21 protein-coding genes are annotated in these 23,490 nt (G+C 49.3%); 7 read left to right on the top strand and 14 right to left on the bottom strand.

Annotated features, from left to right (window positions below; translation table 11 throughout):
* Positions 1 to 183: 183 nt before the first annotated feature.
* Positions 184 to 1,578: a DEAD/DEAH box helicase gene (locus ACTHRE_RS03435; RefSeq protein WP_440344853.1), complete on the bottom strand. Its 1,395-nt coding sequence runs from the start codon at positions 1,576 to 1,578 to the stop codon at positions 184 to 186.
* Between the two features lie 428 nt (positions 1,579 to 2,006).
* On the opposite strand from ACTHRE_RS03435, the gene ACTHRE_RS03430 reads away from it, so the two are divergent.
* On the top strand, positions 2,007 to 2,240 hold the full coding sequence (locus ACTHRE_RS03430) for a hypothetical protein (RefSeq protein ID WP_070814360.1): 234 nt from the start codon (positions 2,007 to 2,009) through the stop codon (positions 2,238 to 2,240).
* Between the two features lie 284 nt (positions 2,241 to 2,524).
* Here ACTHRE_RS03430 and ACTHRE_RS03425 read toward each other — a convergent pair whose 3' ends face one another.
* On the bottom strand, positions 2,525 to 3,532 hold the full coding sequence (locus ACTHRE_RS03425; RefSeq protein WP_377072169.1) for an IS5 family transposase: 1,008 nt from the start codon (positions 3,530 to 3,532) through the stop codon (positions 2,525 to 2,527).
* A 197-nt stretch (positions 3,533 to 3,729) separates the two neighbouring features.
* Positions 3,730 to 4,995, bottom strand: a complete 1,266-nt coding sequence (gene clpX / locus ACTHRE_RS03420; protein ID WP_377072170.1) for an ATP-dependent Clp protease ATP-binding subunit ClpX — start codon at positions 4,993 to 4,995, stop codon at positions 3,730 to 3,732.
* A gap of 314 nt (positions 4,996 to 5,309) precedes the next feature.
* Between clpX and ACTHRE_RS03415 the strand changes: the two genes are divergently transcribed.
* A complete protein-coding gene (locus tag ACTHRE_RS03415; protein WP_371459479.1) occupies positions 5,310 to 6,218 on the top strand; it encodes a serine hydrolase in 909 nt (302 codons plus the stop codon).
* 108 nt (positions 6,219 to 6,326) lie between these two features.
* Positions 6,327 to 7,100 (top strand): M48 family metallopeptidase, encoded by a 774-nt coding sequence (locus tag ACTHRE_RS03410; protein WP_308887702.1) that lies wholly within the window; start codon positions 6,327 to 6,329, stop codon positions 7,098 to 7,100.
* Positions 7,101 to 7,163: 63 nt separating this feature from the next.
* Here the strand turns inward: ACTHRE_RS03410 and ACTHRE_RS03405 are convergent, their stop codons facing one another.
* Complete coding sequence (locus ACTHRE_RS03405) at positions 7,164 to 7,658, bottom strand: DMP19 family protein (RefSeq protein ID WP_377072347.1); 495 nt, start codon at positions 7,656 to 7,658, stop codon at positions 7,164 to 7,166.
* 113 nt (positions 7,659 to 7,771) lie between these two features.
* Between ACTHRE_RS03405 and ACTHRE_RS03400 the strand changes: the two genes are divergently transcribed.
* Both ACTHRE_RS03400 and ACTHRE_RS03395 read left to right on the top strand, forming a co-directional pair.
* Positions 7,772 to 7,969: a zinc-finger domain-containing protein gene (locus ACTHRE_RS03400; RefSeq protein ID WP_003745781.1), complete on the top strand. Its 198-nt coding sequence runs from the start codon at positions 7,772 to 7,774 to the stop codon at positions 7,967 to 7,969.
* 3 nt (positions 7,970 to 7,972) lie between these two features.
* On the top strand, positions 7,973 to 8,329 hold the full coding sequence (locus ACTHRE_RS03395; RefSeq protein ID WP_293204913.1) for a hypothetical protein: 357 nt from the start codon (positions 7,973 to 7,975) through the stop codon (positions 8,327 to 8,329).
* Between the two features lie 6 nt (positions 8,330 to 8,335).
* Here ACTHRE_RS03395 and mutY read toward each other — a convergent pair whose 3' ends face one another.
* Positions 8,336 to 9,370, bottom strand: a complete 1,035-nt coding sequence (mutY, locus tag ACTHRE_RS03390) for an A/G-specific adenine glycosylase (protein WP_293204916.1) — start codon at positions 9,368 to 9,370, stop codon at positions 8,336 to 8,338.
* 162 nt (positions 9,371 to 9,532) lie between these two features.
* On the opposite strand from mutY, the gene ACTHRE_RS03385 reads away from it, so the two are divergent.
* Entirely contained in the window at positions 9,533 to 10,573 is a 1,041-nt protein-coding gene (locus ACTHRE_RS03385; RefSeq protein WP_377072173.1) for a zinc-dependent alcohol dehydrogenase family protein, read from the top strand.
* A gap of 69 nt (positions 10,574 to 10,642) precedes the next feature.
* On the opposite strand, the gene trmA is transcribed toward ACTHRE_RS03385, so the two are convergent.
* The 7 genes from trmA to ACTHRE_RS03350 all read right to left on the bottom strand — a co-directional run bounded on the left by trmA (position 10,643) and on the right by ACTHRE_RS03350 (position 18,777).
* A complete protein-coding gene (gene trmA / locus ACTHRE_RS03380) occupies positions 10,643 to 11,725 on the bottom strand; it encodes a tRNA (uridine(54)-C5)-methyltransferase TrmA (RefSeq protein WP_377072175.1) in 1,083 nt (360 codons plus the stop codon).
* A 117-nt stretch (positions 11,726 to 11,842) separates the two neighbouring features.
* The gene (gene pta / locus ACTHRE_RS03375; RefSeq protein WP_315040335.1) at positions 11,843 to 13,345 is read right to left on the bottom strand and encodes a phosphate acetyltransferase; all 1,503 of its coding nucleotides are present in this window, start codon (positions 13,343 to 13,345) and stop codon (positions 11,843 to 11,845) included.
* 149 nt (positions 13,346 to 13,494) lie between these two features.
* Complete coding sequence (prfA, locus tag ACTHRE_RS03370; RefSeq protein ID WP_049329850.1) at positions 13,495 to 14,571, bottom strand: peptide chain release factor 1; 1,077 nt, start codon at positions 14,569 to 14,571, stop codon at positions 13,495 to 13,497.
* 155 nt (positions 14,572 to 14,726) lie between these two features.
* A complete protein-coding gene (locus ACTHRE_RS03365; RefSeq protein ID WP_070584252.1) occupies positions 14,727 to 15,995 on the bottom strand; it encodes an Nramp family divalent metal transporter in 1,269 nt (422 codons plus the stop codon).
* Positions 15,996 to 16,282: 287 nt separating this feature from the next.
* Entirely contained in the window at positions 16,283 to 17,050 is a 768-nt protein-coding gene (locus ACTHRE_RS03360; RefSeq protein WP_377072176.1) for a TatD family hydrolase, read from the bottom strand.
* Positions 17,051 to 17,064: 14 nt separating this feature from the next.
* Positions 17,065 to 18,048 (bottom strand): asparaginase, encoded by a 984-nt coding sequence (locus ACTHRE_RS03355; RefSeq protein ID WP_377072178.1) that lies wholly within the window; start codon positions 18,046 to 18,048, stop codon positions 17,065 to 17,067.
* Between the two features lie 66 nt (positions 18,049 to 18,114).
* Positions 18,115 to 18,777, bottom strand: coding sequence for a DedA family protein (locus ACTHRE_RS03350; protein ID WP_036491712.1), 663 nt, complete (start codon positions 18,775 to 18,777; stop codon positions 18,115 to 18,117).
* A 249-nt stretch (positions 18,778 to 19,026) separates the two neighbouring features.
* Between ACTHRE_RS03350 and ubiD the strand changes: the two genes are divergently transcribed.
* On the top strand, positions 19,027 to 20,505 hold the full coding sequence (ubiD, locus tag ACTHRE_RS03345; protein ID WP_377072180.1) for a 4-hydroxy-3-polyprenylbenzoate decarboxylase: 1,479 nt from the start codon (positions 19,027 to 19,029) through the stop codon (positions 20,503 to 20,505).
* A 267-nt stretch (positions 20,506 to 20,772) separates the two neighbouring features.
* Here ubiD and ACTHRE_RS03340 read toward each other — a convergent pair whose 3' ends face one another.
* Positions 20,773 to 22,881: an AsmA family protein gene (locus ACTHRE_RS03340; protein WP_440345264.1), complete on the bottom strand. Its 2,109-nt coding sequence runs from the start codon at positions 22,879 to 22,881 to the stop codon at positions 20,773 to 20,775.
* 163 nt (positions 22,882 to 23,044) lie between these two features.
* Complete coding sequence (rpsO, locus tag ACTHRE_RS03335; RefSeq protein ID WP_003679932.1) at positions 23,045 to 23,314, bottom strand: 30S ribosomal protein S15; 270 nt, start codon at positions 23,312 to 23,314, stop codon at positions 23,045 to 23,047.
* Between the last annotated feature and the right edge of the window lie 176 nt (positions 23,315 to 23,490).

The raw sequence follows: 23,490 nt of genomic DNA, 5'->3' as shown, positions 1-23,490 counted from the left end.
TATAGCAAGGTAAACCGATTTTCAGACGGCCTTAAATAATAAAGGCCGTCTGAAACGGAAAAATAAAGGGCGTGTTCATCACGTCCTTTTTATTTTTAGTTTAATAAAAGGCCGTCTGAAAGATAAGTTTCAGACGGCCTTTGCTTAGGATAAATAATCAGAAAACCGATTAATCAGCGTTGTTTACTTTACGCCAAAACCAGGTTGGAGCAGGGCGCAAGGCTGACGCTCGTGACGGCTGCGGCGTGTTCTGCCGGCAATTTTGCCGCAGACAATACTCGGATCGTTTTTCTCTTCTGCTTTTTTCGAATTTTTATCTGATTTATTCGCGTATTCGTTGCGTTTGTTTCTATCTTCGCGGCGAGAGCGGCTGTCGTTGTGCTGAACCGGTTGCGCTTCGGCTTCATCTTTATTGTCGTTGCCCCACCAATGCGGCTCAAAGCCTTCGATGCGTTCCACATTCAAATCGCTACCGGTCAGTTCTTTAATGGCTTCAAACATTTTCTGTTCGGTTTTATCCATCAAGGAAATGGCAACGCCGTCAGCACCGGCCCGTCCGGTGCGTCCGATGCGGTGGACGTAGTCTTCAGGTTGGGTTGGCAGCTCGTAGTTGATGACGAAAGGCAACTCGGCAATATCCAAACCGCGTGCAGCAACGTCAGTGGCAACCAAAACGCGTAATGTACCTTCTTTAAAGGCATTGAGGGTTTCCAGTCGGCTTTGTTGGGATTTGTCGCCGTGGATGGATTGGGCGGCAATGTTACGGCGGACGAGGTCGCGGGTAACTTGATCGACGCTTTGTTTGGTTTTGCAGAATACAATGACTTGATTCATATGCAAATCAACAATCAGACGTTCGAGCAGGTTGCGTTTTTTGAGTGCATCAACGGCAATGATGTGTTGCTCGACATTGGCGTTGGTGGTGTTTTGCGCAGCCACTTCAACCATTTCAGGCGTGTGCATAAAATCTTGCGCAAGTTTGCGGATAGGCGGTGAGAAAGTGGCGGAAAAAAGCAGGGTTTGTCGCTGTTTGGGCAACATCTGCATGATTTTGCGGATATCGTCGATGAAACCCATATCAAGCATACGGTCGGCTTCATCGAGTACAACGATTTCAACTTTGTTTAAATTAATGTTTTTTTGTTTGACGTGGTCAAGCAGTCGGCCAACCGTAGCGACAACAATTTCGCAACCGGCGCGCAAGTCGGCAGTTTGTTTGTCCATATTGACGCCGCCGAAGAGGACGGTATGGCACAAAGGAAGATTTTTAATGTATGCCTGCACGTTTTGATCGATTTGATCGGCCAGTTCGCGGGTTGGGGTCAATACCAACATGCGGACAGGGTGCATGGCAGGGGAGGTGCTGGATGTGGCGTAGCGTTTCAGGCGTTCGAGGCTGGGCAACATAAAGGCGGCGGTTTTACCTGTGCCGGTTTGTGCTGCGGCCAAAAGGTCGTGTCCTGCCAAGGCTTTAGGAATCGCTGCGGCTTGGATAGGTGTCGGGTTTTCATACCCTTGATCGGTGAGGGCAGAGACTAATTCGCTGCCTAAACCGAGTGAAGAGAAAGGATTCATGATGGTGGCTTTCTGTTCAGACGGCCTTTTGAATGATAGGCCGTCTGAAAAATCTGATTCTGAAATGGACAAACCGCAGTATGATGTTGATTCTGCGGTTTGAAAAAATGGGGAGCGGAATAATCCGTCAAGTAGTCCATTATGCCATAAAAAGAGGGACTCCCCAAATGATGGTTGCGATTAGCAACAGCCACGTTTTGATATTTTTACAGTGAAAAAACAGAAAAAATGACTGGTCTGCAAGATTTTGAGTTTATTGAGGATTAAGCATTTGTCTTAACTTCAATAGAATTAATTTATCAAAAACTTACAGGTTGAAATGAAACTAAATTGCACTCATGTACTCAATATTGAGGTACAGAGCTTGTTTTGTAGCCTGTATCTCCCGTTTAACGGTAAACCATAAAATCAAAATTTAGGAATATATAATTATGAAAACTTTATTAATCGCTCTTGCCACCGGTAGCCTGATGTTGGCAGCTTGTTCTTCTTCCAAACCTGAAGAAGCGGCAGCGCCACGCATCACTGTTGAAGAAGCGATGACTCAATGTCAACAAGCATCTGGTGAAAATGCTGATCGTGCTGTATTTGATGCTTGCATGAAAGGCAAAGGCTATCAACGTACAGCTGAATCAGTTGCTTCCGATCCTGCTGCGAGCCTGTAGCTGATTCTGAAACTGCTGTTCCTGCTAAAAAAGCAGCGTTAAGAAAGCAAAAAAATAAGCGTCATAAAATTCAAGGAAGTCACCATCATCAATACTCCGGATGAAGGCAGACTTAGAGCAACTTGAAAACAAAGGCCGAGACCTTTGCAAAATTCCTTTTCCTCCGACAGCCGAAATCCAAACACAGGTTTTCGTCTATTTCCGCTCCTAATTACTCCTGATTTTACCCAAATATCCCCTTAATCCTCCCCGGATACCCGATAATCAGGCATCCGGGCCGCCTTTTAGGCGATAACAGGCGCACTTAGCCTGTTGGCGGCTTTCAAAAGGTTCAAACACATCGCCTTCAGGTGGCTTTGTGCACTCACTTTGCTCAGTCCGAAGTAGGCTGTCCGGGCATAGCGGAACTTACGGTGCAGCGTACCGAAGCTTTGTTCGACCACATAACGGGTCTTCGACAAATATCGGTTGCGTTTGGTTTGCACTTCCGACAGCGGATGTTTGCGGTGGGCTTTGCGCATAATACCGTCCTGCAGCCGATGCTGTTCCAGGTGTTGTCGGTTTTCCGCACTGTCGTAGCCTTTGTCGGCATAGACGGTCGTACCTTCGGCTATCCCTTCCAGCAAAGGCAACAGGTGGTTGCACTCATGGGTATTGGCGGGGGTAATGTGCAGTTTCTCGATATAGCCTTCCGCATCGGTACGGGTATGTTGTTTGTAACCGAGTTTGTAGAGGCCGTTTTTCTTTATCCAACGGGCATCGCTGTCTTTACTCGGTGTGGTTTGGCCGCTGACTTGTCCTTTGTTATCGACTTCTATAGCCTGACGCTGTTTGCTGCCGGCAGTCTGAATAATGGTGGCGTCAACGACGGCAGCAGATGCTTTCTCTACTTTTAGGCCTTTTTCGGTCAGTTGTCGGTTAATCAGTTCCAGCAATTCGGACAGGGTGTCGTCTTGCGCCAGCCAATTGCGGTAGCGGCATAAGGTGCTGTAATCGGGGATGCTCAGTTCGTCAAAACGGCAAAACAGGTTGAAATCGATGCGGGTGATGAGGCTGTGTTCGAGTTCGGGATCGGAGAGGCTGTGCCATTGTCCGAGCAGGACGGCTTTGAACATGGACAACAGGGGATAGGCGGGACGGCCGCGGTGATCTCTAAGGTAACGGGTTTTTTGACGATTCAGGTATTGTTCGATCGGCTGCCAATCAATCACCTGATCCAACTTCAATAGTGGGAAGCGGTCAATGTGTTTGGCAATCATGGCTTGTGCGGTTTGCTGGAAGAAGGTGCTCATGAGAAATCCCCTAAATGTCTTGGTAGGAATTTAGGGGATTTTGGGGAGTTTTGCAAAGGTCTCAGGCCGTCTGAATATGTTTCAGACGGCCTTTATTTTTCATGTATAAGACCATTATTCAAAGATATGCTTTTGGTTTTATTAAGAAAATAAAAAAGACGTGTAACGGGTACACGTCTTTTTTTGGAGAATGAGCCTTATTGCTTATATTCGCTGCCGTCTTCACGGAAAAGTTTTGGCTGATCGCCTTTTTCCACCACTTCTTTATTGATGATGACTTTTGCTACGTCTTTCAAATCTGGCAGGGTGTACATGGTGTCCAAGAGGCAACGTTCAACGATAGAGCGCAGGCCGCGCGCACCGGTTTTGCGTTCCATCGCCAGTTTGGCGATGCTGCGCAAGGCGTCTTCTTCAAACTCAAGGCCGACATTTTCCATTTCAAACAAGGTTTGATATTGTTTGACCAAGGCATTTTTCGGCTCGGTCAAAATGTTGACCAAAGCATCTTCATCCAATTCTGCCAATGTGGCAATCACGGGCAGACGGCCGATAAGCTCGGGAATCAAACCGAATTTAATCAAGTCTTCAGGCTCGACTGTTTCAAACAGGGCTGAAATATCAGCGTTTTCATCTTTACTGTGTACTGCCGCACCAAAGCCGATACCGCCTTTTTCAGTACGTTGACGGATGACTTTTTCCAAGCCGGCAAATGCACCGCCGCAGATAAAGAGGATGTTGGTAGTATCAACGTTGATGAATTCTTGGTTCGGATGTTTGCGGCCGCCTTGAGGGGGAACGCTGGCTACCGTGCCTTCAATCAGTTTCAGCAGGGCTTGTTGCACGCCTTCGCCGGATACGTCGCGCGTGATCGACGGATTGTCGCTTTTGCGTGAAATTTTATCGATTTCATCGATATAAACGATGCCACGCTGGGCTTTTTCAACGTCAAAATCACATTTGCCCAAAAGTTTGGTGATGATTTGTTCGACATCTTCACCGACATAACCGGCTTCGGTCAAAGTTGTGGCATCCGCCATGACAAAAGGTACATCCAGTTTGCGCGCCAAAGATTGCGCCAACAGGGTTTTACCTGAGCCGGTAGGGCCGATGAGCAGGATATTGGATTTGGACAACTCGACTTTGCCCTCCGCTTTCGGGTGGCGCAGGCGTTTGTAGTGGTTGTAAACCGATACTGCCAACGCTTTTTTTGAGTGTTCCTGACCGATAACGTGGTCGTTGAGGTTGGCAACGATTTCGGCCGGGGTAGGCAGTTTTTTCTCGGCGTTTTCTTCTTTCGCTTTGACAAGCTCGTTTTCAATTTCGCCGAACTCGTTGTCTTGCAGCATTATGCCGCAAGTTTCTACACATTCGTTGCAGATGAAGGCGTGTTCGCCTTCGATCAGGTTTTTAACGTCGTTTTCGGACTTCCCGCAGAATGAACAGGTGCGTTTTTCTTCAGACATAATAATTTCTTCGTATGGTTGTATGGAGGCTGTGTTGTAAAGGGGGAACAGATATTTCGGGCGTATTGCCGGATTGGGGGAATGCCTCTGACAAAGGAGCCTAAGTATAATGACTATCTTGTGTTTTTTCAAATCAGAGCAGGCATTGCGCCGTATCGTCTAAGAAACAGATGCGGACGTTGGATTTGAATATCTCGCAAACAAACGCAAAGTTTTCTCAACTCGCTTTACAATTAGCGAAAAATTTAACAGAATGTTGAATTAAATGTATTTTTTTTGAATTGGCAGATATGAAATTCTATAAAACTTTAGGAATGGTATGGACAGGTGTGGCATTGGCCTTTGCTTCTGCGCCTGCCGTTGCCAATGATATGGATGTATTGGGACAATTTTTGGAGCAAAATTTCCCAGTGCAAAATGACCCGCTGGAAGCTTTTGCATTGAGTCATGCCGACCAAGTCGAAGCTCAAGCCGCTTTGGCAGGTCCTCTGCTGTCTTCGCAATCTGCTTTGATTTTCAATAATAAAACCGGTGAAGTGCTGTATCAGAAAAACCCTGATCGTGTCATGCCGATTGCCTCTATTTCCAAATTGATGAGCGCGATGGTGGTTTTGGATGCGCATCTGGATATGAACGAGCCTATTACGATTACCGAGGCTGAAATCGACCGTTTGAAAGGTACGGGCAGCCGTTTGAGCATCGGCACGACGCTGACACGCGGCGAACTGTTGCACCTGAGCCTGATGAGCAGTGAAAACCGTGCTACTCATGCATTGGGCCGTACGTATCCGGGCGGTATGAGCGCATTTGTTGCGGCTATGAATGCCAAAGCGCAAAGCCTGGGTATGACCAGCAGTCGTTTCTATGAGCCTACCGGTTTGAATTTCCAAAACGTTTCCACTGCACGCGATTTGAATCGCATGGTTGCGGCAGCAAGCAAATATCCGCTGATCCGTAAAAATTCTACTTCAAATTACGGCTCGGTTTGGACGGCAAATGGTCGTCAAAACTACAAAAACTCCAATGCCTTGGTGCGTGAAGGCAGCTGGAATATTGAATTGCAGAAAACCGGCTATATCCGCGAGGCAGGACGTTCTATGGTGGTTAAGGCCAATGTACAGAATCAGCCGATTACCATTGTGTTGCTCAACTCTCCGTCTTCCACAACCCGCGTAAATGATGCGCGTAAGATTGAGTCTTGGATGTTGCAGCGTCGCTCTTAAATATTACGCTTAAAGGCCGTCTGAAACCGTTCAGACGGCCTTTTGTGTAAAGAGTATTAAATTTGGGTACAATGTTGTTACATTAATTTTAAAACACAGAGAGAAAACATGTTGAAAAAATGGAATAAAAAATATTGGGCCGGCATGGGCGTGATTTTGGCATTGACCGGCTGTACTTCTGTAGCAGATATGGTTGGCTACGATACTGCGACTTTAAATGAAGACGCGGCTAAAAGTTACACACAAGTCATTCAAAAAGCACGTGGTCAAAAAGCTTTGGATGTTTCATCTCCAACTGCTCAACGCGTTCAACGCGTGTTTGCACGTTTGCGTCCTCATGCTGAGCGCGCCAACAAAACCGGCGTGCCTTTCAACTGGCAGATGAACGTTATCCGCAGTGATGAAATGAACGCATGGGCAATGCCAGGCGGTAAAATGGCCGTGTACACCGGTATAGTAGAGAAATTGAAGCTGACTGATGATGAAATTGCCGCTGTTGTCGGCCATGAAATGACCCATGCTCTGTTGGAACACAGCAAAAAAGCTTTGGGCGGACAAGTATTGACCGGCTTGGGCGGTTCGATTTTGGCCAGCTCAACCGGTGTGGATGGCGATTTGGTCGGCTTGGGTGCAGATTTGTTGGCAACCAAACCGTTCTCACGCCATCAGGAAAGCGAAGCGGATGCAGGCGGTGTACGTTTGATGGCTGAAGCAGGCTACAACCCTGAGGCTGCGGTAAGCGTGTGGGAAAAAATGAACAAAGTACAGGGCGGTAGCTCATTGTCTATTTTGTCGACCCACCCAACCAATCAGGCGCGTATCAATGCAATCCGCAAAATGTTGCCTGAAGTAATGCCGATTTATCAGAAAAACAAACGTTAATTTGATGTACTTATAATTTTGCCGGTTTGAACAGATGATTCAAACCGGCAAAGTTTTATGGTTTCAGTCTGACAGTTTGGCAAATTTATCCCAATTTGCTTGAACGTAGGCTGCTGCGGTTTCCAAGTCTTCGTCGGCAACGTCATAATAATCGCCGTCAAGCTCTTCAAAATCGGGAAAAGCTTTGCGGATTTCGTCGAAATCCCTTTGCTCATCTGCCATTTTTTCAATGGCTTCGCCGTGTTTTTCGTACAAGGTTTTGGCTTTGTCTAAGATTTTCGGTATCGGTTTGATGCGCCAGCGGCGCAGGCTGTCGGTAACCGGATTGCCGAAGATGTATTCTCCGTATCCTGAAGCGATAAGCTGTACGAAGCCGCCTTCTTGAACCTGGCTGTCGAGATAGCAAAGGGCGGTCAATGTATGCTGTTCGTCGTTAAGGCCGGACATTTTCTCATCTCCTGCCTGTTCGGTGTGGTCCAAATAGGCTGCGCTGAGTGTATAAAGAAATGAAGCGGAATCGGAAGTATCGAAATCTTGAAGGCGGAGCAGGGTAGTCATCATCATCAAAGGCCGTCTGAAAAAAGTGATTATATAATGTTTTCAGTCTGAACCTATCGGCCGTTTTGCTTTACAATATTGGAAGATAAGAAAACATAGTGAGGAACCAAACCATGAGTACACAGTCTGAAAAAAACGTTGTAGTCATCAAGCCGCAGGATTTGCCGCTGCATTGCTCCGGCCCTAATCATGAAACATGGAACGGCCATCCGCGTGTATTCCTGCCGATTCAGTCCAACAGCGAGATTGAATGCCCGTATTGCGGCACTTATTACCGGCTTGATGGCGAGATTCCGCATCACCATTATTAATCTATGCCTATGTTGAACAAAATCATCTGCGCTTTGTGCCTGAGTTTGTGCGCTGCGTGCGGCTCGTATAAGGCCGTGCGCCCTGATGCGCCGTTACCGGTTATTGCACAGGCGCAGACGTATTCTGTCCGTTATCAATCTGCACAAGGTCGGACGATTACTGCAATTTATATCAACAGCCACAGCCCGATGATGGTTGAGCTGCGTGAAGGCAATACGGTTGAGAAACTGGCGCAAGTCCGCTTGCAGAGTCAGGGTGTCGAGTACGCCAATCCAAGCTCACGTTGGCAAATTGGCGATGGTTTTGCCGTATTGATTCGCGGTGGGAAAGAAGTTGTATTTAAAGAGATTGTGGAATAGGGCGGTTTAGCCTTTTGCCAAATACTTGATTAAAGGTTTGGGCAAACCATAATCCGCCAAATGTTCCAATGATACCCAAAGGCCGTCTGAAAGATGTTCAGACGGCCTTTGTTGCGTCTGAAAAGGGGTAATCATCAATAAGCGGTGGGTCAGGCGGTGGGTAAACGTGGTTTGTTCTTCAAGGCCGTCTGAAATAATACCGAAGCGTTCGGCGTAAGCATACAAATCGTCTAATTTTTCAAAACAGGGTACGCAATACAGACCGCCCCAAATGCCTTTGGCAGGGCGTTTTTCAAGCAATAATGCGCCGTCAGTGTTATGAATAATCAGCCAATAAAGCGGTAGGGTTTGCACTTCGGGAGCAGTTTTTTTACGGGGCAGTTCGTCAATGCGGTTTTGTTTTCTTGCTTCGCAGATGTCTGCCATCGGGCATTGATGGCACAAAGGTTTTGTCCGTTTGCAGACGGTTGCGCCCAAATCCATCAGCCCTTGTGTATAGGCAGGCATATCGGCGTTTTCAGACGGCAGCAGGCTTTCGGCAAGCGTCCAAAGCACGTTTTCAAATTTTTTGTCTTGCGGATTGCCGTCTTGGGCAAAGACGCGGCAGAGAACGCGTTTGACGTTGCCGTCCAAGATGGTTTCGCGTCGGTTGAAAGCAAAGGCAGAAATGGCGGCGGCGGTACTTCTGCCTACGCCGCAGAGCGTTTCCAAGTCTTTGCGCTCGGAAGGAAAGATACCGCCGAATTGTCCGACGACTTGTTGCGCAGCTTTATGCAGGTTGCGTGCGCGGCTGTAATAGCCCAAGCCTGCCCACAAGGATAAAACCTCGTCTTGCGGCGCGGCGGCAAGCGATTGCACAGTTGGGAATTTGGCTAAGAAACGCGGATAGTAGTCCAATACGGTAGCAACCTGTGTTTGTTGGAGCATGATTTCTGAAAGCCAGACGCAATAAGGGTCTTTGACCTGCCAAGGCAAGTCGTGACGGCCATGCTGCCGTTGCCAATTGATGAGTCGTCGTGCGAAGGATGAGGGTGTGTTCATTAATATTTACTTTTTAATTATTTATTTTTAAAACAGTATGTTACACTATAACATACAAAATAATAATCAGGATTGACTTATCAGGTGGAGGGGTATATAAATATAGTTAATGTGGATTTACGCTGTATTGTTAAAGTTTATTAACCGCTCAAGGAGATTCACATGAAAGCAATGGTTTATCACGGTGCCAACGACATCCGTTTCGAAGAAAAACCCCGTCCTCAAATTATCGATCCGACCGATGCAGTCGTCAAAATCGTTAAAACCACGATTTGCGGTACTGACTTGGGTATTTGGAAGGGTAAAAACCCTGAAGTTGCCGACGGTCGTATTCTCGGTCATGAGGGTATCGGTATTGTAGAAGAAGTCGGCGATGCTGTAAAAAACATCAAAGTCGGTGATAAAGTCATTATTTCATGTGTCAGCAAATGCTGTACTTGCGACAACTGTAAAATCCAACTTTATTCACACTGCCGCAACGGCGGTTGGATCTTGGGCTATATGATCGACGGTACTCAGGCCGAATATGTCCGTACGCCTTATGCCGACAACAGCTTGGTTCCGCTGCCTGACAACGTCAACGAAGAAGTTGCCCTGCTGTTGAGCGATGCCTTGCCGACCGCCCACGAAATCGGCGTGCAATATGGCGATGTGAAACCTGGCGATACCGTATTCATCGCCGGTGCCGGCCCTGTCGGTATGTCTGCATTGCTGACTGCGCAACTGTATAGCCCTGCCACCATCATCGTTTGCGATATGGACGAAAATCGTTTGAAACTGGCGAAAGAATTGGGCGCGACCCATACCATTAACCCTGCTTCCGGCGATGTAAGCAAGCAAGTTGCCGACATCGTCGGCGAAGACGGCGTAGATTGTGCCATCGAAGCGGTCGGTATCCCTGCAACTTGGAATATGTGCCAAGATATCGTGAAACCTGGCGGCCATATTGCTGTGGTTGGTGTGCATGGTCAATCCGTTGATTTCAAACTGGAAAAACTGTGGATTAAAAACCTTGCCATTACTACCGGCCTGGTTAACGCCAATACCACCGAAATGCTGATGAAAGCCATTTCCAGCAGTTCAGTGGATTACACCAAAATGATGACCCACCATTTCAAATTCAGCGAATTGGAAAAAGCTTACGATGTGTTCAAACACGCTGCTGAAAACCAAGCCATGAAAGTGGTTTTGGAAGCGGATTGATTTGAAAATCGCTTAATATGCCGTTAATTAAAGGCCGTCTGAACATTCAGACGGCCTTTTTATATGATTTTATTTTTTCTTCAACCAAACGCCGCTTTCGATATGGTGGGTCAATGGGAATTGATCGAACAGGGCGGCGCGTTCGATAGTATGGGTTTGACAGAGCGTATCGAGGTTGGCGCGCAGGGTCTCAGGATTGCAGGAAATATAGAGGATGTTGTCGAATCGGGCAACCAATTTGAGCGTCTCATCATCAACACCGGCGCGTGGAGGATCAACGAAAATGGTTGAAAAATCATAATTTTTCAAGTCAATGCCTTGTTCTTGCAGGCGGCGGAATTCACGGTTTTGCGTGTAGGCCTCGGTAAATTCTTCCGCAGACAGGCGGGCGATTTTGAGGTTGGTAATTTGGTTAGCTTCAATGTTCCATTGAGCGGCGTTGACGGAAGTTTTGGAGACTTCGGTCGCCAACACTTGATTGAAATGTTGCGAAAGCGGCAGGGTGAAATTGCCGTTGCCGCAGTACAGCTCAAGCATGTCTTTGCCTAAGTTCTGCACAGCATCACACGCCCACGTCAGCATTTTTTGGCACACTTGGGCATTGGGTTGGGTAAAGCTGCCCTCGATTTGACGATAGCGGAAGGTCTTGCCGTTGACTTTCAACGCTTCGGTTACAAAATCTTGGCTCAATACGATTTTTTGTCCGCGGCTGCGGCCGATAATGTGGATGCCCAAATTGTGCGCCAGCTCTTGCGCAGCTTGTTGCCATGCTTCGTTCAGCTTCTTGTGGTAAATCATGGTAACCAGCATTTCGCCGCTTAAAGTGGACAAAAATTCGACGGCGTACCAGCGGTTTTTCAGCTCGGGATGATTGGATGCGGCTTCAATCAATTTCGGCATCAAGGCATTGATGGATTCGGACGCGGCAGGAAATTGGTCGCAACGGATCAGGCTTGCCCCGCTTGCCTTTTGTCCACGCTCAAACATAGCGTAAAACATTTCGCCGCCTTCATGCCAGATGCGGAACTCGGCACGCATCCTGTAATGCTGTTCCGGAGATTCAAAGACTTCGATTTCAGGGAAATCCAGTCCTTGGAAAAGTTGCTGAAGATATTGCTTTTTGTCGGCTAGTTGTTGCTGGTAGGCAGTCATTGGGGCAGTCTTTCGGAAAATAATGGCGAATTATAATATAGTTGGCGCAAAGATACGAAAGGCCGTCTGAAACATCGGTTTCAGACGGCCTTTGATTTTAACGCATCAGCTTGTCAATCAGCCTTGCATTTGTTTGGCTTGAACGGCAGTCAGGGCGATGGTGAAGACGATGTCTTCAATCAATGCGCCGCGGGACAAGTCGTTAACCGGTTTACGCAAACCTTGCAATAACGGGCCTACGCTCAGGACGTTGGCGCTGCGTTGTACGGCTTTGTAAGTACAGTTGCCGGTATTGAGGTCTGGGAAAACTAAAACGGTTGCTTGACCGGCAACAGCGCTGCCCGGAGCTTTGGATTGGCCGATAGATGGAACGGTAGCCGCATCGTATTGCAACGGGCCTTCGATGGCCAAATCAGGGCGTTTTTCATTAGCCAGTTTGGTTGCTTCTATCACTGCATCGACATCAGGGCCGCTGCCTGAGTTGATGGTAGAGTAGGAAATCATGGCCACTTTTGGATCGATACCGAAAGCTTTGGCGCTGTCGGCAGATTGAATGGCGATGTCGGCCAGTTGTTCCGGAGTTGGGTTCGGGTTAACCGCGCAGTCGCCGAATGCCAAAACTTGGTTAGGCAGCAACATGAAGAATACGCTGGATACAAGGCTTGCACCCGGAGCGGTTTTAATCAGTTGCAGGGCAGGGCGGATGGTGTTGGCAGTAGTGTGGACTGCACCAGAAACCAAACCATCCACGTCGTTTTGAGCCATCATCATGGTACCCAGTACGACGGTGTCTTGCAGCTGTTTGCGTGCATCTTCAGGAGTCAGGCCTTTGGATTTGCGCAATTCGCACATTGGTTCAACGTATTGCTCAACCAAAGAAGCAGGATCGATGATTTCCAAAGAATCGGGCAGGGAGATGCCGCGTTCTTTCGCTACGGCTTCAACTTCTTCGCGGGTCGCCAACAGTACGCAACGGGCGATGCCTTTTTCGTGACAGATAGCGGCAGCGGCGACGGTACGCGGTTCTGCGCCTTCAGGCAGAACGATGCGCATATCGGCTTTGCGTGCGAAATCGATCAGGTTGTAACGGAATTGGGCTGGAGACAGGCGTTTAGCTTCGCGTTTGGCCAAAGCGGATACGTCTTGCAGTTTGTCGCTGGAGCCGAAGAAAGTCAGGCCGGTTTGCTCGGCAACTTGTGCGCCTAAAGCGGCTGCTGCGCCGTCAATGATAAAGCCTTCCAATAAGCCTGGGGAGTTAGTGTAGAGCTGTTTGGCGAGGTTTAATTGTTGGGCGATGGCGGCCGCGTCGGTATTGTCGGATTTCAGCGCCAATACAACGCCAGCGTCTAAAGACAGCGCCAATTCGACGTTTTTGCCTGCCAAGAACAATTTGTCTGCATCAGGAGTGATGCCTTCGATAACGAGATTGTCTGCATTCAATGCTGCAACTTTACCGACAAGCGCGTCAAACCAGTCGTCGCTCTTGCCTTGAGCCAAAAGGGTTTCTGTAGTGGAGTCAACGGCTTGGAAAACTTGCGCATTCAATGCCGCTGCAAATGCTTTTGCCGCTGCATCGGCGCTCAGGCCGGTAGATACCGGTGCGATCAGGATTTTTGCCATTTTGTGTCCTCTCTTTCGGTGATTGTAGAAGGGTGTTGCTGTTGTGCAGCTGGTGCTGCATTTTATCACTTTGGGATAACATATACACGGTCATATTGACATATGTCATCAGGCCGTCTGAAAAGTATAAACGCAATGGACCAAATCCATCAATCCCCCATTGCCGCCAAAAGCTCGGCTTGATGCTCGGCAATCAGGGCATTGGTGATTTCTTCTAAATCGCCGTCCATCACAAAATCCAGTTTGTGCAGGGTAAGGTTGATGCGGTGGTCGGTCACGCGGCCTTGTGGGTAGTTGTAGGTGCGGATGCGTTCGCTGCGGTCGCCGCTGCCGATCAGGGATTTGCGTTCGGCGGCTTCTTTGGCTTGGGCTTCGCGTTTTTGTGCATCGTTTAAGCGGGCGGCGAGGACTTTCATCGCCTGCGCCTTGTTGGCGTGTTGGCTGCGGCCGTCTTGGCATTCGACTACCATGCCTGTCGGTAAGTGGGTAATGCGGACGGCGGAGTCGGTTTTGTTGATGTGCTGACCGCCTGCGCCGGATGCGCGGAAGGTGTCGATGCGCAGGTCGGCGGGGTTCAATTCGATGTCTTCGAGTTCGTCCGCTTCAGGCATGACGGCGACGGTACAGGCTGAAGTGTGGATACGGCCTTGGCTTTCGGTTGCAGGAACGCGTTGTACGCGGTGGCCGCCCGATTCAAATTTCAGACGGCTGTACGCGCCCAAGCCGATAATGCGGGCGATGACTTCTTTATAGCCGCCCAATTCGCTTTCGTTGGCGGAAACGATTTCAACCTGCCAGCGGTTGCGCTCAGCGTAGCGGCTGTACATACGCAGCAAATCGCCTGCAAACAGCGCGGCTTCGTCGCCACCGGTACCGGCGCGTACCTCGATAAAGATATTTTTATCGTCGTCGGCATCTTTTGGCAGCAGCAGTTTTTGCAATTCGGTATCGAGTTCGTCGATTTTGGCTTTGGCTGCTTCGATTTCTTCGGCGGCAAAGTCTTTCATTTCGGGATCGGACAGCATTTCTTCGGCATCTGCCAAGTCGCTTTGCGCCAACTGGTAGTTTTGGAAGACTTCGACGACGGGGGTCAGTTCGGCGTGTTCGCGCGTGAGTTTGCGGTAGTTGTCCATGTCGGACGTGGCTTCAGGCTGACCGAGCAAGTGCGTGACTTCTTCCAGTCGGTCGCTGAGTTGTTGTAGTTTTTCTAAGATAGACGGCTTCATAAATTTTCCAGAATACGGATGCCGTCGAGTGGTCTGCAACGGCGAAATAAGGAGTCATTATAATGGGTTTGAATGAAAATTCAAAAAGATATGATTGATTAGAAAGGCCGTCTGAAACCTGTTTTTAAGTTTCAGACGGCCTTTTTTATATGGGTTTACTTAGGTGCAGCCAAGATGCCTGTTTGGTTCAGCAGGAACAAAACGGTAAAGCCGGTCAAATAAATCAAACCGATAATGGCAAGGAAGTTCATGCCCATGGTCAGTTTGTGGCGTTTGTCGCCTTTGACGAGGCGGTAGTTCAGCCAAGCGAACACAGGGGCGGCAACGAAAGCGGTAATCATAGCGAATTTGAGCAACTCGGCCATTGCGCTGTTGAACCAGAAAATTACGGCCAAGCCTGAGCCTGCAACCCAGACGTTCCAAGCAAACAGTTCGACGTTGCCGGTTTTGTCTTTACTGCGCAACAGGCGTACCGGTTCGGCAATCGCGCGGGCGTAGCCGTCCACTACGGTAATGGTGGTGCCGTACATACAGGCAAAGGCGATAAACGCTACTAAGGGACGCGACCAGTCGCCGATGGTAACGGCGTACATATTAATCAGTTGGCCAACATATTTGCCGCCCGCCATTTGCACTTCCTCGCCGTTGCCGTATTGTACATATGCGCCCAAGGCTAAGAAGACGACCGCCAACACTGCGCTGGTAATGTAGCCGACGTTGAAGTCGAAAATGCCGTCTCGGTAGCTGGAAGGGTTGATGCGTTGTTTTTCGGTTACCCACAAAGAGTTGATAGCGGAAATTTCAATCGGCGCAGGCATCCAGCCCATCAGTGCGATTAAGAAGCCCAAGCCGGCCAGCGTCCATGGGGTAGGCTCGATAAAGTCGGGTTTCATCTGCATGCCGCGAGACATGGCCACGGCTGCCGCGGCGACGGTGGCAATCGTCAGACTGACGATGATGATTTTGGAAACGTTGTCCAATGCTTTATAGCGGCCGCTTGCCAAAATCAGCAGGCAGGAAACCATAATCATGACGGACACCATGCCGGCATCGAAAGTCAGCGACGGGATCGCCATTTTGACGATGGCGGCGGTAACGATGGCGACCGCACCGGCATTAATCGTTGCCGATGCAATACACAAAATCAAAAATACCCACAAATAAACGCGGCTTTTTTCGGCATAGCCCTCAATCAGGCTTTTGCCCGTATCCAGCGTGTAATGTGCGCTGAAGCGGAAAAACGGGTATTTGAACAGGTTGGTCAGAATGATAATCAGCGCAAGCTGCCAGCCGTAAAGTGCGCCTGCCTGCGTGGAGGCAATCAGGTGCGAGCCGCCGACTGCCGCCGAAGCCATCATGATACCCGGGCCGAGAGCATTGATTTTGCTCTTCCAGGTGGAAGCGTGTGTATGTTGTTCAGCCATAATTAGTTTCCGCCTTTTTCAGACGGCCTTATTATCAAAAAAAAGCATATTTTAACGTAAATAAAAAGTTTGCCCAATAATATGCGTAATACTTTTTATCAATCAAGGGGAAAATGCGGCTTGAAAAAGCTGAAATGGTGCAATGAACGATATTTTGTGCCAAAAACATTTTTTCAGACGGCCTTGTATCGCTTTTTATTCATGAATATGGGGTAGGGAGGGCAGAGTGTGTCGGTTTGGAAACGAAATGGTAGGGCGAGGCTTTTTGATGCCTTGAGGTCGGCATATCAAGGGGAAGTATGGAGCAGGGAATCCACGTTTTGCTCGGTGATTTCAGCCAGTTGCGCCAGCGGTACGCCACGCAGTTCTGCGGCAATTTCGGCGATACGTCGGATGTTGGCTGGTGTGTTGGTTTCTTGGCCGAGCATGAAAGGACTGTCGGTTTCGAGAACGAAATCCGTGTCGTTTAAAGCTTGTAAGGCAATGCGGACTTTTTTGGCATTGGGATTGAGCAATAGCGAGCCTATGCCGATTTTGAAGCCGAGTTTCACCAAAATCCGCGCTTCTTCTACGCTGCCGGAGAAGGCGTGAACGATACCGCCTCGTGTGAAACCGGCGGTTTTGACGGCGGCGGCAATGGCGGCGGTGGCTTTCAGATTATGGATGATGACGCGGCGGTTGAGGTGTTGGGCGAGGATGAGTTGGCGGATAAAGACGTCGGTTTGCGTGTCGCGTTGTGCTTGGGTTTGCTCTTTGCCATAAAAATCCAAGCCGATTTCGCCAACCCATGCCTGCGGATGTTGGATCAGTTCGGTTTCTAATTGTTGAAACGCTGTTTCATCAATGCCGTCTGAAAACCACGGATGGATACCCAAAGCGATATGGATGTTTTCAGACGGCCTCTCCAACTGCGCAACTGCCTGCCAATCATTTGGAGATGTAGCCGGTACGATAAAACGAGCCACGCCGACGGCTTGTGCATCGGCAAGCACTGCAGGCAGCGTATCGGCAAGTTTGGGGTCGGCAAGATGGCAGTGGGTGTCGGTGAAAGTCATGTTTAATGGCGGGTTTACAGCAGATTTAATTGTCGCAATTCTTGTTGCATCATATCCGCATTCCAGTCATGGGATACGGCAAGGGTCATCAGCGCAGTGGCGGTTTCAAGGTTGCATTTGCCGCCGTTGATAATACCTGCCTGACGCAAAGCATCGCCTTGGGCATAGACGGCGGCGGCGCAACCTTGCGGCACTTGGCTGATGTTGAGCAGCAATTTTCCTTGTTGCGTAAAGGCTTGGACGGATCGGACAAACGCATCGTTGCTTGGCGCATTTCCGTGGCCGTAGCTTTGCAGGATTAGGGCTTGGGCGGAAAGATAGGGCAGGCCGTCTGAAAGTTCTTGTGCGGCATAACCGGGAATCAGCGTGCGGACGGAAACTTTGGCTTCAGGATTTGGAAGACGCGGTTTGAGGCCGTCTGAATGTTGGGTCGGGGCGGTACGAATATTGTGCCAACCTTTGTTTTCATCCCATTCTGCGAGTGCGCCAAAATGCAGGTTGTCAAAACCTGCGGCAGTTTCGGTGCTGACCTTGCTGCTGCCGACGGCGGGGAAGAGTTTGCCGTCAAAGGCAATCGCCACTTGTTTGAGCTTGAGCGAGAAGGCGGAAACGGCGGTAGCAAGGTTGCGCGGCGCATCGCTGTTGGCAGCATCGTAAGGCCATTGCGAGCCGGTCAGGATAATAGGTTTGTCCAAGCCTTGCAGCGAAAGGGTGAAGAGGTTGGCGGTATATGCCATGGTATCCGTACCGTGTAGCACCAAAATGCCGTCATAGTCAGGCAGTTTGGCGATAATAAGCTCCAGCCAGTCGCGTTGGTTTTGCAGCGTTACTGCGGAAGAGTCGATGAGCGGCTGGCAAACGTGCCATTCGAAATCAAGGCCGTCTGAAAAGGGGGCAAGGGCTTTATCGACGAGGGCGGTGTCGGGGCGCAGGCCGGCGCTGCTTTGGGTCATGCCGATGGTGCCGCCGGTGTAGAGGACGAAGATTTTTTGTTTCATGGTGTTTCTGATGAATGATTGAGGCCGTCTGAAAGTGGAGAAATGTTTCAGACGGCCTGGAATGGTTTATTGATTGGTTTGTTTTTTGGCTTTTGCCGCGCGTTTTTCGTGCAGTTTCTCGCGGAAGAAGGTGTGGCGGCGGTGTTTTTTCCACCAAATCCAGCCGACAATGACTGCGCCGATGCCCAGTACGATAAAGATACCTGATTGCAGGCTGTGCATTTTTTTCATCAGCCAGTCGGTATTGCGTGCGCCGTATTCGCCCAAATAAATCCAAACCGGCACGGAAATCAGCGCGGCCAAACCGTCCATCAGGATAAAGCGCAGGTAGGAAACTTTGCGGCTGATGCCTGCGGTCACGAAAACGGCGGTACGCAGGCCGGGCAGGAAGCGGGCGACGAATAAAACCCAGTTGCCGTATTTGTCGAATTTTTCCTGTACTTGGGCGTAGCGTTTGGGTGTCATCACGCGGGCAATCGGTTTGAATTTAAGGATTTTTTGTCCCCAAATCCGGCCGGCCGCAAACATAAAGCCGTCGCCTACCAATACGCCGAGCATGCCGACGGCAAACATAATATGCGAGTTGGTATAACCCAGGCCGGAAATCACACCGCCGGTTACCAGCGTCAAATCCTCAGGAATCGGTACGCCGAAGCCGCAAATAACCAAAACGAAAAACACGGCCGCATAGCCGTATTCAACGAAAAAAGATTCTAAAAATGCAAACATGGCCGCCGTCCCACGATAGATATTGATTGATGACTGGATTAAGTTGGAATTTTACCAAAGATAAGGCCGTCTGAAAGCAATCACAAGCAGATATTGTTCAAATTTGACGGTAGTTTGCAAAAAATCTCAAAATTCGGGCGTGGAAAGTTGGGATTTGAACAGATTTGGCAGGTACAATAGCCGCTGGTTTATCTTTCAAACCCGAAATGGCAGTCTGTTTTCAGACGGCCTGTTCAGGAAAATGAAATCATGAAATACAGAGATTTGCGAGAATTTATCGCCGGATTGGAAGCCGATGGCAAACTCAAGCGCATTCAGCATCCGGTGTCGCCGCATTTGGAAATGACCGAAATCGCCGACCGCGTACTGCGCGCCGAAGGGCCGGCGTTGTTGTTTGAGAATCCGATTAAGCCTGACGGTACGCGTTATGATTATCCTGTGTTGGCGAACCTGTTCGGCACGCCTGAGCGTGTGGCGCTGGGCATGGGTGCGGACAGCGTATCCAAGCTGCGCGAAATCGGGCAGACGTTGGCGTATCTGAAAGAACCCGAACCGCCCAAAGGCATCAAAGACGCGTTTTCCAAACTGCCGTTGCTGAAAGATATTTGGAGCATGGCGCCGAACGTGGTGAAAAACGCGCCGTGTCAGGAAATCGTGTGGGAAGGCGAAGACGTTGATTTGTATAAACTTCCGATTCAACATTGCTGGCCGGAAGACGTTGCGCCGCTGGTAACGTGGGGCTTGACCGTCACGCGCGGACCGCACAAAAAACGCCAGAATTTAGGCATTTACCGCCAGCAATTAATCGGCAAAAACAAGCTGATTATGCGCTGGTTGTCGCATCGCGGCGGCGCGCTGGATTATCAGGAGTTTCGCAAACTCAATCCCGAGACGCCGTATCCCGTCGCCGTCGTACTCGGTTGCGACCCTGCCACCATTTTGGGCGCTGTAACGCCTGTTCCCGATACTTTGAGCGAATACCAGTTTGCCGGACTGCTGCGCGGTTCGCGGACGGAGCTGGTGAAATGTATCGGCAATGATTTGCAAGTGCCTGCCCGTGCCGAAATCGTATTGGAAGGCGTGATTCATCCAAACGAAACCGCGTTGGAAGGCCCATACGGCGACCACACCGGCTATTACAACGAGCAGGATCATTTCCCTGTGTTTACGGTCGAACGCATTACCATGCGTGAAAACCCGATTTACCATTCGACCTACACGGGCAAACCACCCGATGAGCCTGCCGTTTTGGGTGTAGCGTTGAACGAAGTGTTCGTACCGCTTTTGCAAAAGCAGTTCCCCGAAATCACCGATTTCTACCTGCCGCCCGAAGGCTGTTCCTACCGCATGGCGGTGGTCAGCATGAAAAAACAGTACGCCGGACATGCCAAGCGCGTGATGATGGGTTGCTGGTCGTTCCTGCGCCAGTTTATGTACACCAAATTCATCATCGTGGTTGATGACGATGTGGACGTGCGCGACTGGAAAGAAGTTATCTGGGCGGTCACCACGCGTATGGACCCCGTACGCGACACTGTTTTGATGGAAAACACGCCCATCGACTACCTCGACTTCGCCAGCCCCGTCAGCGGACTCGGCGGCAAAATGGGTTTGGATGCGACCAACAAGTGGCCGGGCGAAACCGACCGCGAATGGGGACGAGTAATCAAAAAAGACCCTGCCGTTACGGCTAAAATCGATGAGATTTGGGAGAGTTTGGGTTTGTAGATGTCGGATTTATTGGAATTTCTACTGTAAATATTGATGGAAATAATTGGGTCTATATTTGAGGGTACGATAGAAATATTGAGGCTCGATTGGAGAAAAAGAAAACTCTCCAAAAAAGGCTTGATAATGTTGGCCATATGGTTTGTCATCATTGTTGCACTGATTGCGTATATGGTCATTCCTAAGTGAACATCTTATTCTGACAAGGTATCTGTTAAAAGGCCGTCTGAAACTTTTTGGGTTTCAGACGGCCTTTGATTTGAAAACCTAGCGCGGTTTGAGCCACTTCCATTGTTCTTGTATGGTTTCTTGCAGGGCTTTTTGTTTTTCTGCAGACGTGTTCATGCCATTGGTCAAGCGGCTGTAGTCGAGGGTAATGGACGGGTTTTGTACGGTTCCGCCGATTTTTAGGGGAATCGGTTTGTTTTTAGGTTGTAGTACGTTGCTGATAAGCAGATTCTCGGACAGCTTTTGGGTATTCAAATCGGTATAGCCGCTGCTGACAACGTGCAGACTGTCGGAAAACAGTTCGGTGTTGATATGATGGCTGATGCCTTTCTCGATTTCGCTATTGAGGATGAAATGATGGAAAGGGGTTTTGAGGTTGCTGTTGTCGATTTTTTCCGAAGAGATGCCGTTTTTCAGAATGCTGTCCATATCGATACCGTGCCATGCGCCGTTGGTAATATCGAGGAGCAGGCTGCCGTTTAGGGCTTGTATCATTTGAGCGCGGTCGTTGCCGGAAGTTTGAATATCGATAACGGCGTCGCCGCTGCCGCTGAAGCTGTGGAAACCGAACAGGTCTTGTAACAGCGGCTGAATTTGTATGCCTTTTGCGTTTTGCTGAAGGTGGTAGGAAGCAGGTTGGGTTGCCGCAATACTCAGGCCGCCCTCGGTTTTGCCGCCATAAAGCCCGGCTTTGAAACGGTGCAGGGCGATATGTTCTTTATCGGCGGTGAGCAGGGATTCGACGTTTTCTAATTGCAGGCCGGCAGTTTGAATGCTGCCGATTTGGAGGTTGGCCTCAATGTCGGGCAACCAGGATTTGGCCAGCAGGGAAGGAAGGTTCAGTGATGGCTGGGTTTTCAGGTCTTCCAAGTAAGGGGTCAGATTCAGTTTTTGTAAGGCGATACCGGCGTCAAGGTGCGGACGCGGTTGGGCATCGCGTTGGTATTTAAAGGCCAAGGCGAGGGCTTGTCTGTCAAATGCGCCTTTCAGACGGCCTTCCCATGTATTGAGGCTGAAATTGGCCTGTCCTTCGAGGGTGCTGATGAATCGGGGGCGGGGAAGGCGGTTGATGGTGTCTTGCAGGGTGCTGAGGTGCAGTTTGGGTGCATCAATGCCTTTGCCTTTTTGCCAAACCAACGGGCTGGAAAAGGTAAAGTTGGTTTGGAGGCGGTCGTTTTTATGGCTGCCTTTGAGTTCAAAATTGGCGGCGGTCAAAACGGTTGCGTAGAGGTTGGCTTTGTCCAGTTTGAATGAACCGTCCCATTGGTTGTTTTCACTGCCGGCGGTCAATGCGCCGTTGAGTGTGTTGAGGTGCAAATAGCCATTTTTAAATTGCAAGAGGGGAGAACGTGCGTTGATATGCAAGTTTTGGTAGCCGCTTTCGGCTTGCAGATTGAAGTCGCGGAAAAGGGCGGTTTGATTTTGCCAATTAAGGCTGCCTGCGATTTGGGCATCAAGCTTGTTTTTGAGTAATACGGTTTGCAGGTTCAATTTGAGGGCGGGGACGCTCCAGCCGGCATCATCTTGTACAAGATGGCCGGCGCCTTGCCAACTGATGGGGTTGCCGATGTTTTGCAGTGTGCCGCTGATATCGAATGGACGACCGTCTGAATTGGCTCTTCGCAGAGAAAATTGCAGATCGTTTAAGGCAATATCTTGCTCTTTATTGTGATAGCGGATGCTGCCGCTATTGATGATGACGCGGTTGAGCTGGAAGCTTTCTTTTGATGTATGGTTTTGTTGCAGGCAGGCAGGCAGGTGGTTTTTGGGACCCAGCGTCAGAGAAGGATTGGAAAGAATCCATTTTTCAAGAACGGGGGCGTCTGACCATAGGCTGCTCCAGCCAAAGCCCATTTTAGACTCAGCAATATTCAGCGTCGGCGTATCAGGTTCGGAAGAGGAAAGGCTGAGGTCTTTTAAAATTAGCGTGGGGCGCGGCAGCCATTTTCTGCCGATAGTGGCGTTGTATTTGATTTGGCAGCCATGGGAGGAAAAGTTTTTTTGTATAAATGCGTCGATGTTTTCTGTGTTGAATATGCGGAACATTAAGGCACTCAATACCGCCGCGAGGCATAAAAGCGCGGTAATGCTGAAAACCAGGGTTTTCAGCCAAAATTTTCCTGAGTGCAACATGGAATGAACAGACAATTCAGATTCTCGCTTTGATGGGAGCTTTTAGAAGTAATTGGAAGTTTAAGCCTTGCTGCTTAAGCGTGTGGAAGTATAACACAGAGCGTGGGCCTGTGTTTCAGACGGCATCGGTATGTTAATAAAAAACACCGCCAGAAGGCGGTGTTGATTTAAGCATAAATTATTTACGCAGACCCAGGCGGGTAATCAGTGTACGGTAAGTATCAGGCTGAGTACGACGCAGGTAAGACAACAGGCGACGACGTTGGCTAACCATTTTCAACAGGCCGCGACGGCTGTGGTGGTCTTTAGGGTTGGCTTTGAAGTGAGGAGTCAGGTCGTTGATGCGGAAAGTCAACAGAGCGACTTGTACTTCAGAAGAGCCGGTATCGCCTTCTTTGCGTTGGAAATCTTTAACAATTTGTGCTTTTTGTTCTACGGTCAATGCCATGATGGATAACTCCGAAAATAAAAGAACCTTTTCAGGTTCGGACAAGTTTGCCAAGCCGAACGACCTAAGCAAACTCCTAAGTGTCTTTTTATAAAGACGAGCGGATTATGCCACAATTTGTCTTTTTGCGCCATATCTTTTCAGACGGCCAAAAAAAGCGGCGATACCTTTCAGTA

The sequence above is a fragment of the Neisseria sp. P0001.S007 genome, assembly GCF_051963655.1.
Taxonomy (GTDB): domain Bacteria; phylum Pseudomonadota; class Gammaproteobacteria; order Burkholderiales; family Neisseriaceae; genus Neisseria; species Neisseria subflava_A.
Note: the sequence above shows the minus strand (reverse complement) of the source record. Positions and strands in the feature narration are given on the sequence as shown.

Bases quoted from the DNA above. Each gene is read 5' to 3' on its own strand.
- ACTHRE_RS03430 (WP_070814360.1), top strand. From the start codon at position 2,007: ATGAAAACTTTATTAATCGCTCTTGCCACCGGTAGCCTGATGTTGGCA.
- ACTHRE_RS03425 (WP_377072169.1), bottom strand. From the start codon at position 3,532: ATGAGCACCTTCTTCCAGCAAACCGCACAAGCCATGATTGCCAAACAC.
- clpX (WP_377072170.1), bottom strand. From the start codon at position 4,995: ATGTCTGAAGAAAAACGCACCTGTTCATTCTGCGGGAAGTCCGAAAAC.
- ACTHRE_RS03415 (WP_371459479.1), top strand. From the start codon at position 5,310: ATGGTATGGACAGGTGTGGCATTGGCCTTTGCTTCTGCGCCTGCCGTT.
- ACTHRE_RS03410 (WP_308887702.1), top strand. From the start codon at position 6,327: ATGTTGAAAAAATGGAATAAAAAATATTGGGCCGGCATGGGCGTGATT.
- ACTHRE_RS03405 (WP_377072347.1), bottom strand. From the start codon at position 7,658: ATGACTACCCTGCTCCGCCTTCAAGATTTCGATACTTCCGATTCCGCT.
- ACTHRE_RS03400 (WP_003745781.1), top strand. From the start codon at position 7,772: ATGAGTACACAGTCTGAAAAAAACGTTGTAGTCATCAAGCCGCAGGAT.
- ACTHRE_RS03395 (WP_293204913.1), top strand. From the start codon at position 7,973: ATGCCTATGTTGAACAAAATCATCTGCGCTTTGTGCCTGAGTTTGTGC.
- mutY (WP_293204916.1), bottom strand. From the start codon at position 9,370: ATGAACACACCCTCATCCTTCGCACGACGACTCATCAATTGGCAACGG.
- ACTHRE_RS03385 (WP_377072173.1), top strand. From the start codon at position 9,533: ATGAAAGCAATGGTTTATCACGGTGCCAACGACATCCGTTTCGAAGAA.
- trmA (WP_377072175.1), bottom strand. From the start codon at position 11,725: ATGACTGCCTACCAGCAACAACTAGCCGACAAAAAGCAATATCTTCAG.
- pta (WP_315040335.1), bottom strand. From the start codon at position 13,345: ATGGCAAAAATCCTGATCGCACCGGTATCTACCGGCCTGAGCGCCGAT.
- prfA (WP_049329850.1), bottom strand. From the start codon at position 14,571: ATGAAGCCGTCTATCTTAGAAAAACTACAACAACTCAGCGACCGACTG.
- ACTHRE_RS03365 (WP_070584252.1), bottom strand. From the start codon at position 15,995: ATGGCTGAACAACATACACACGCTTCCACCTGGAAGAGCAAAATCAAT.
- ACTHRE_RS03360 (WP_377072176.1), bottom strand. From the start codon at position 17,050: ATGACTTTCACCGACACCCACTGCCATCTTGCCGACCCCAAACTTGCC.
- ACTHRE_RS03355 (WP_377072178.1), bottom strand. From the start codon at position 18,048: ATGAAACAAAAAATCTTCGTCCTCTACACCGGCGGCACCATCGGCATG.
- ACTHRE_RS03350 (WP_036491712.1), bottom strand. From the start codon at position 18,777: ATGTTTGCATTTTTAGAATCTTTTTTCGTTGAATACGGCTATGCGGCC.
- ubiD (WP_377072180.1), top strand. From the start codon at position 19,027: ATGAAATACAGAGATTTGCGAGAATTTATCGCCGGATTGGAAGCCGAT.
- rpsO (WP_003679932.1), bottom strand. From the start codon at position 23,314: ATGGCATTGACCGTAGAACAAAAAGCACAAATTGTTAAAGATTTCCAA.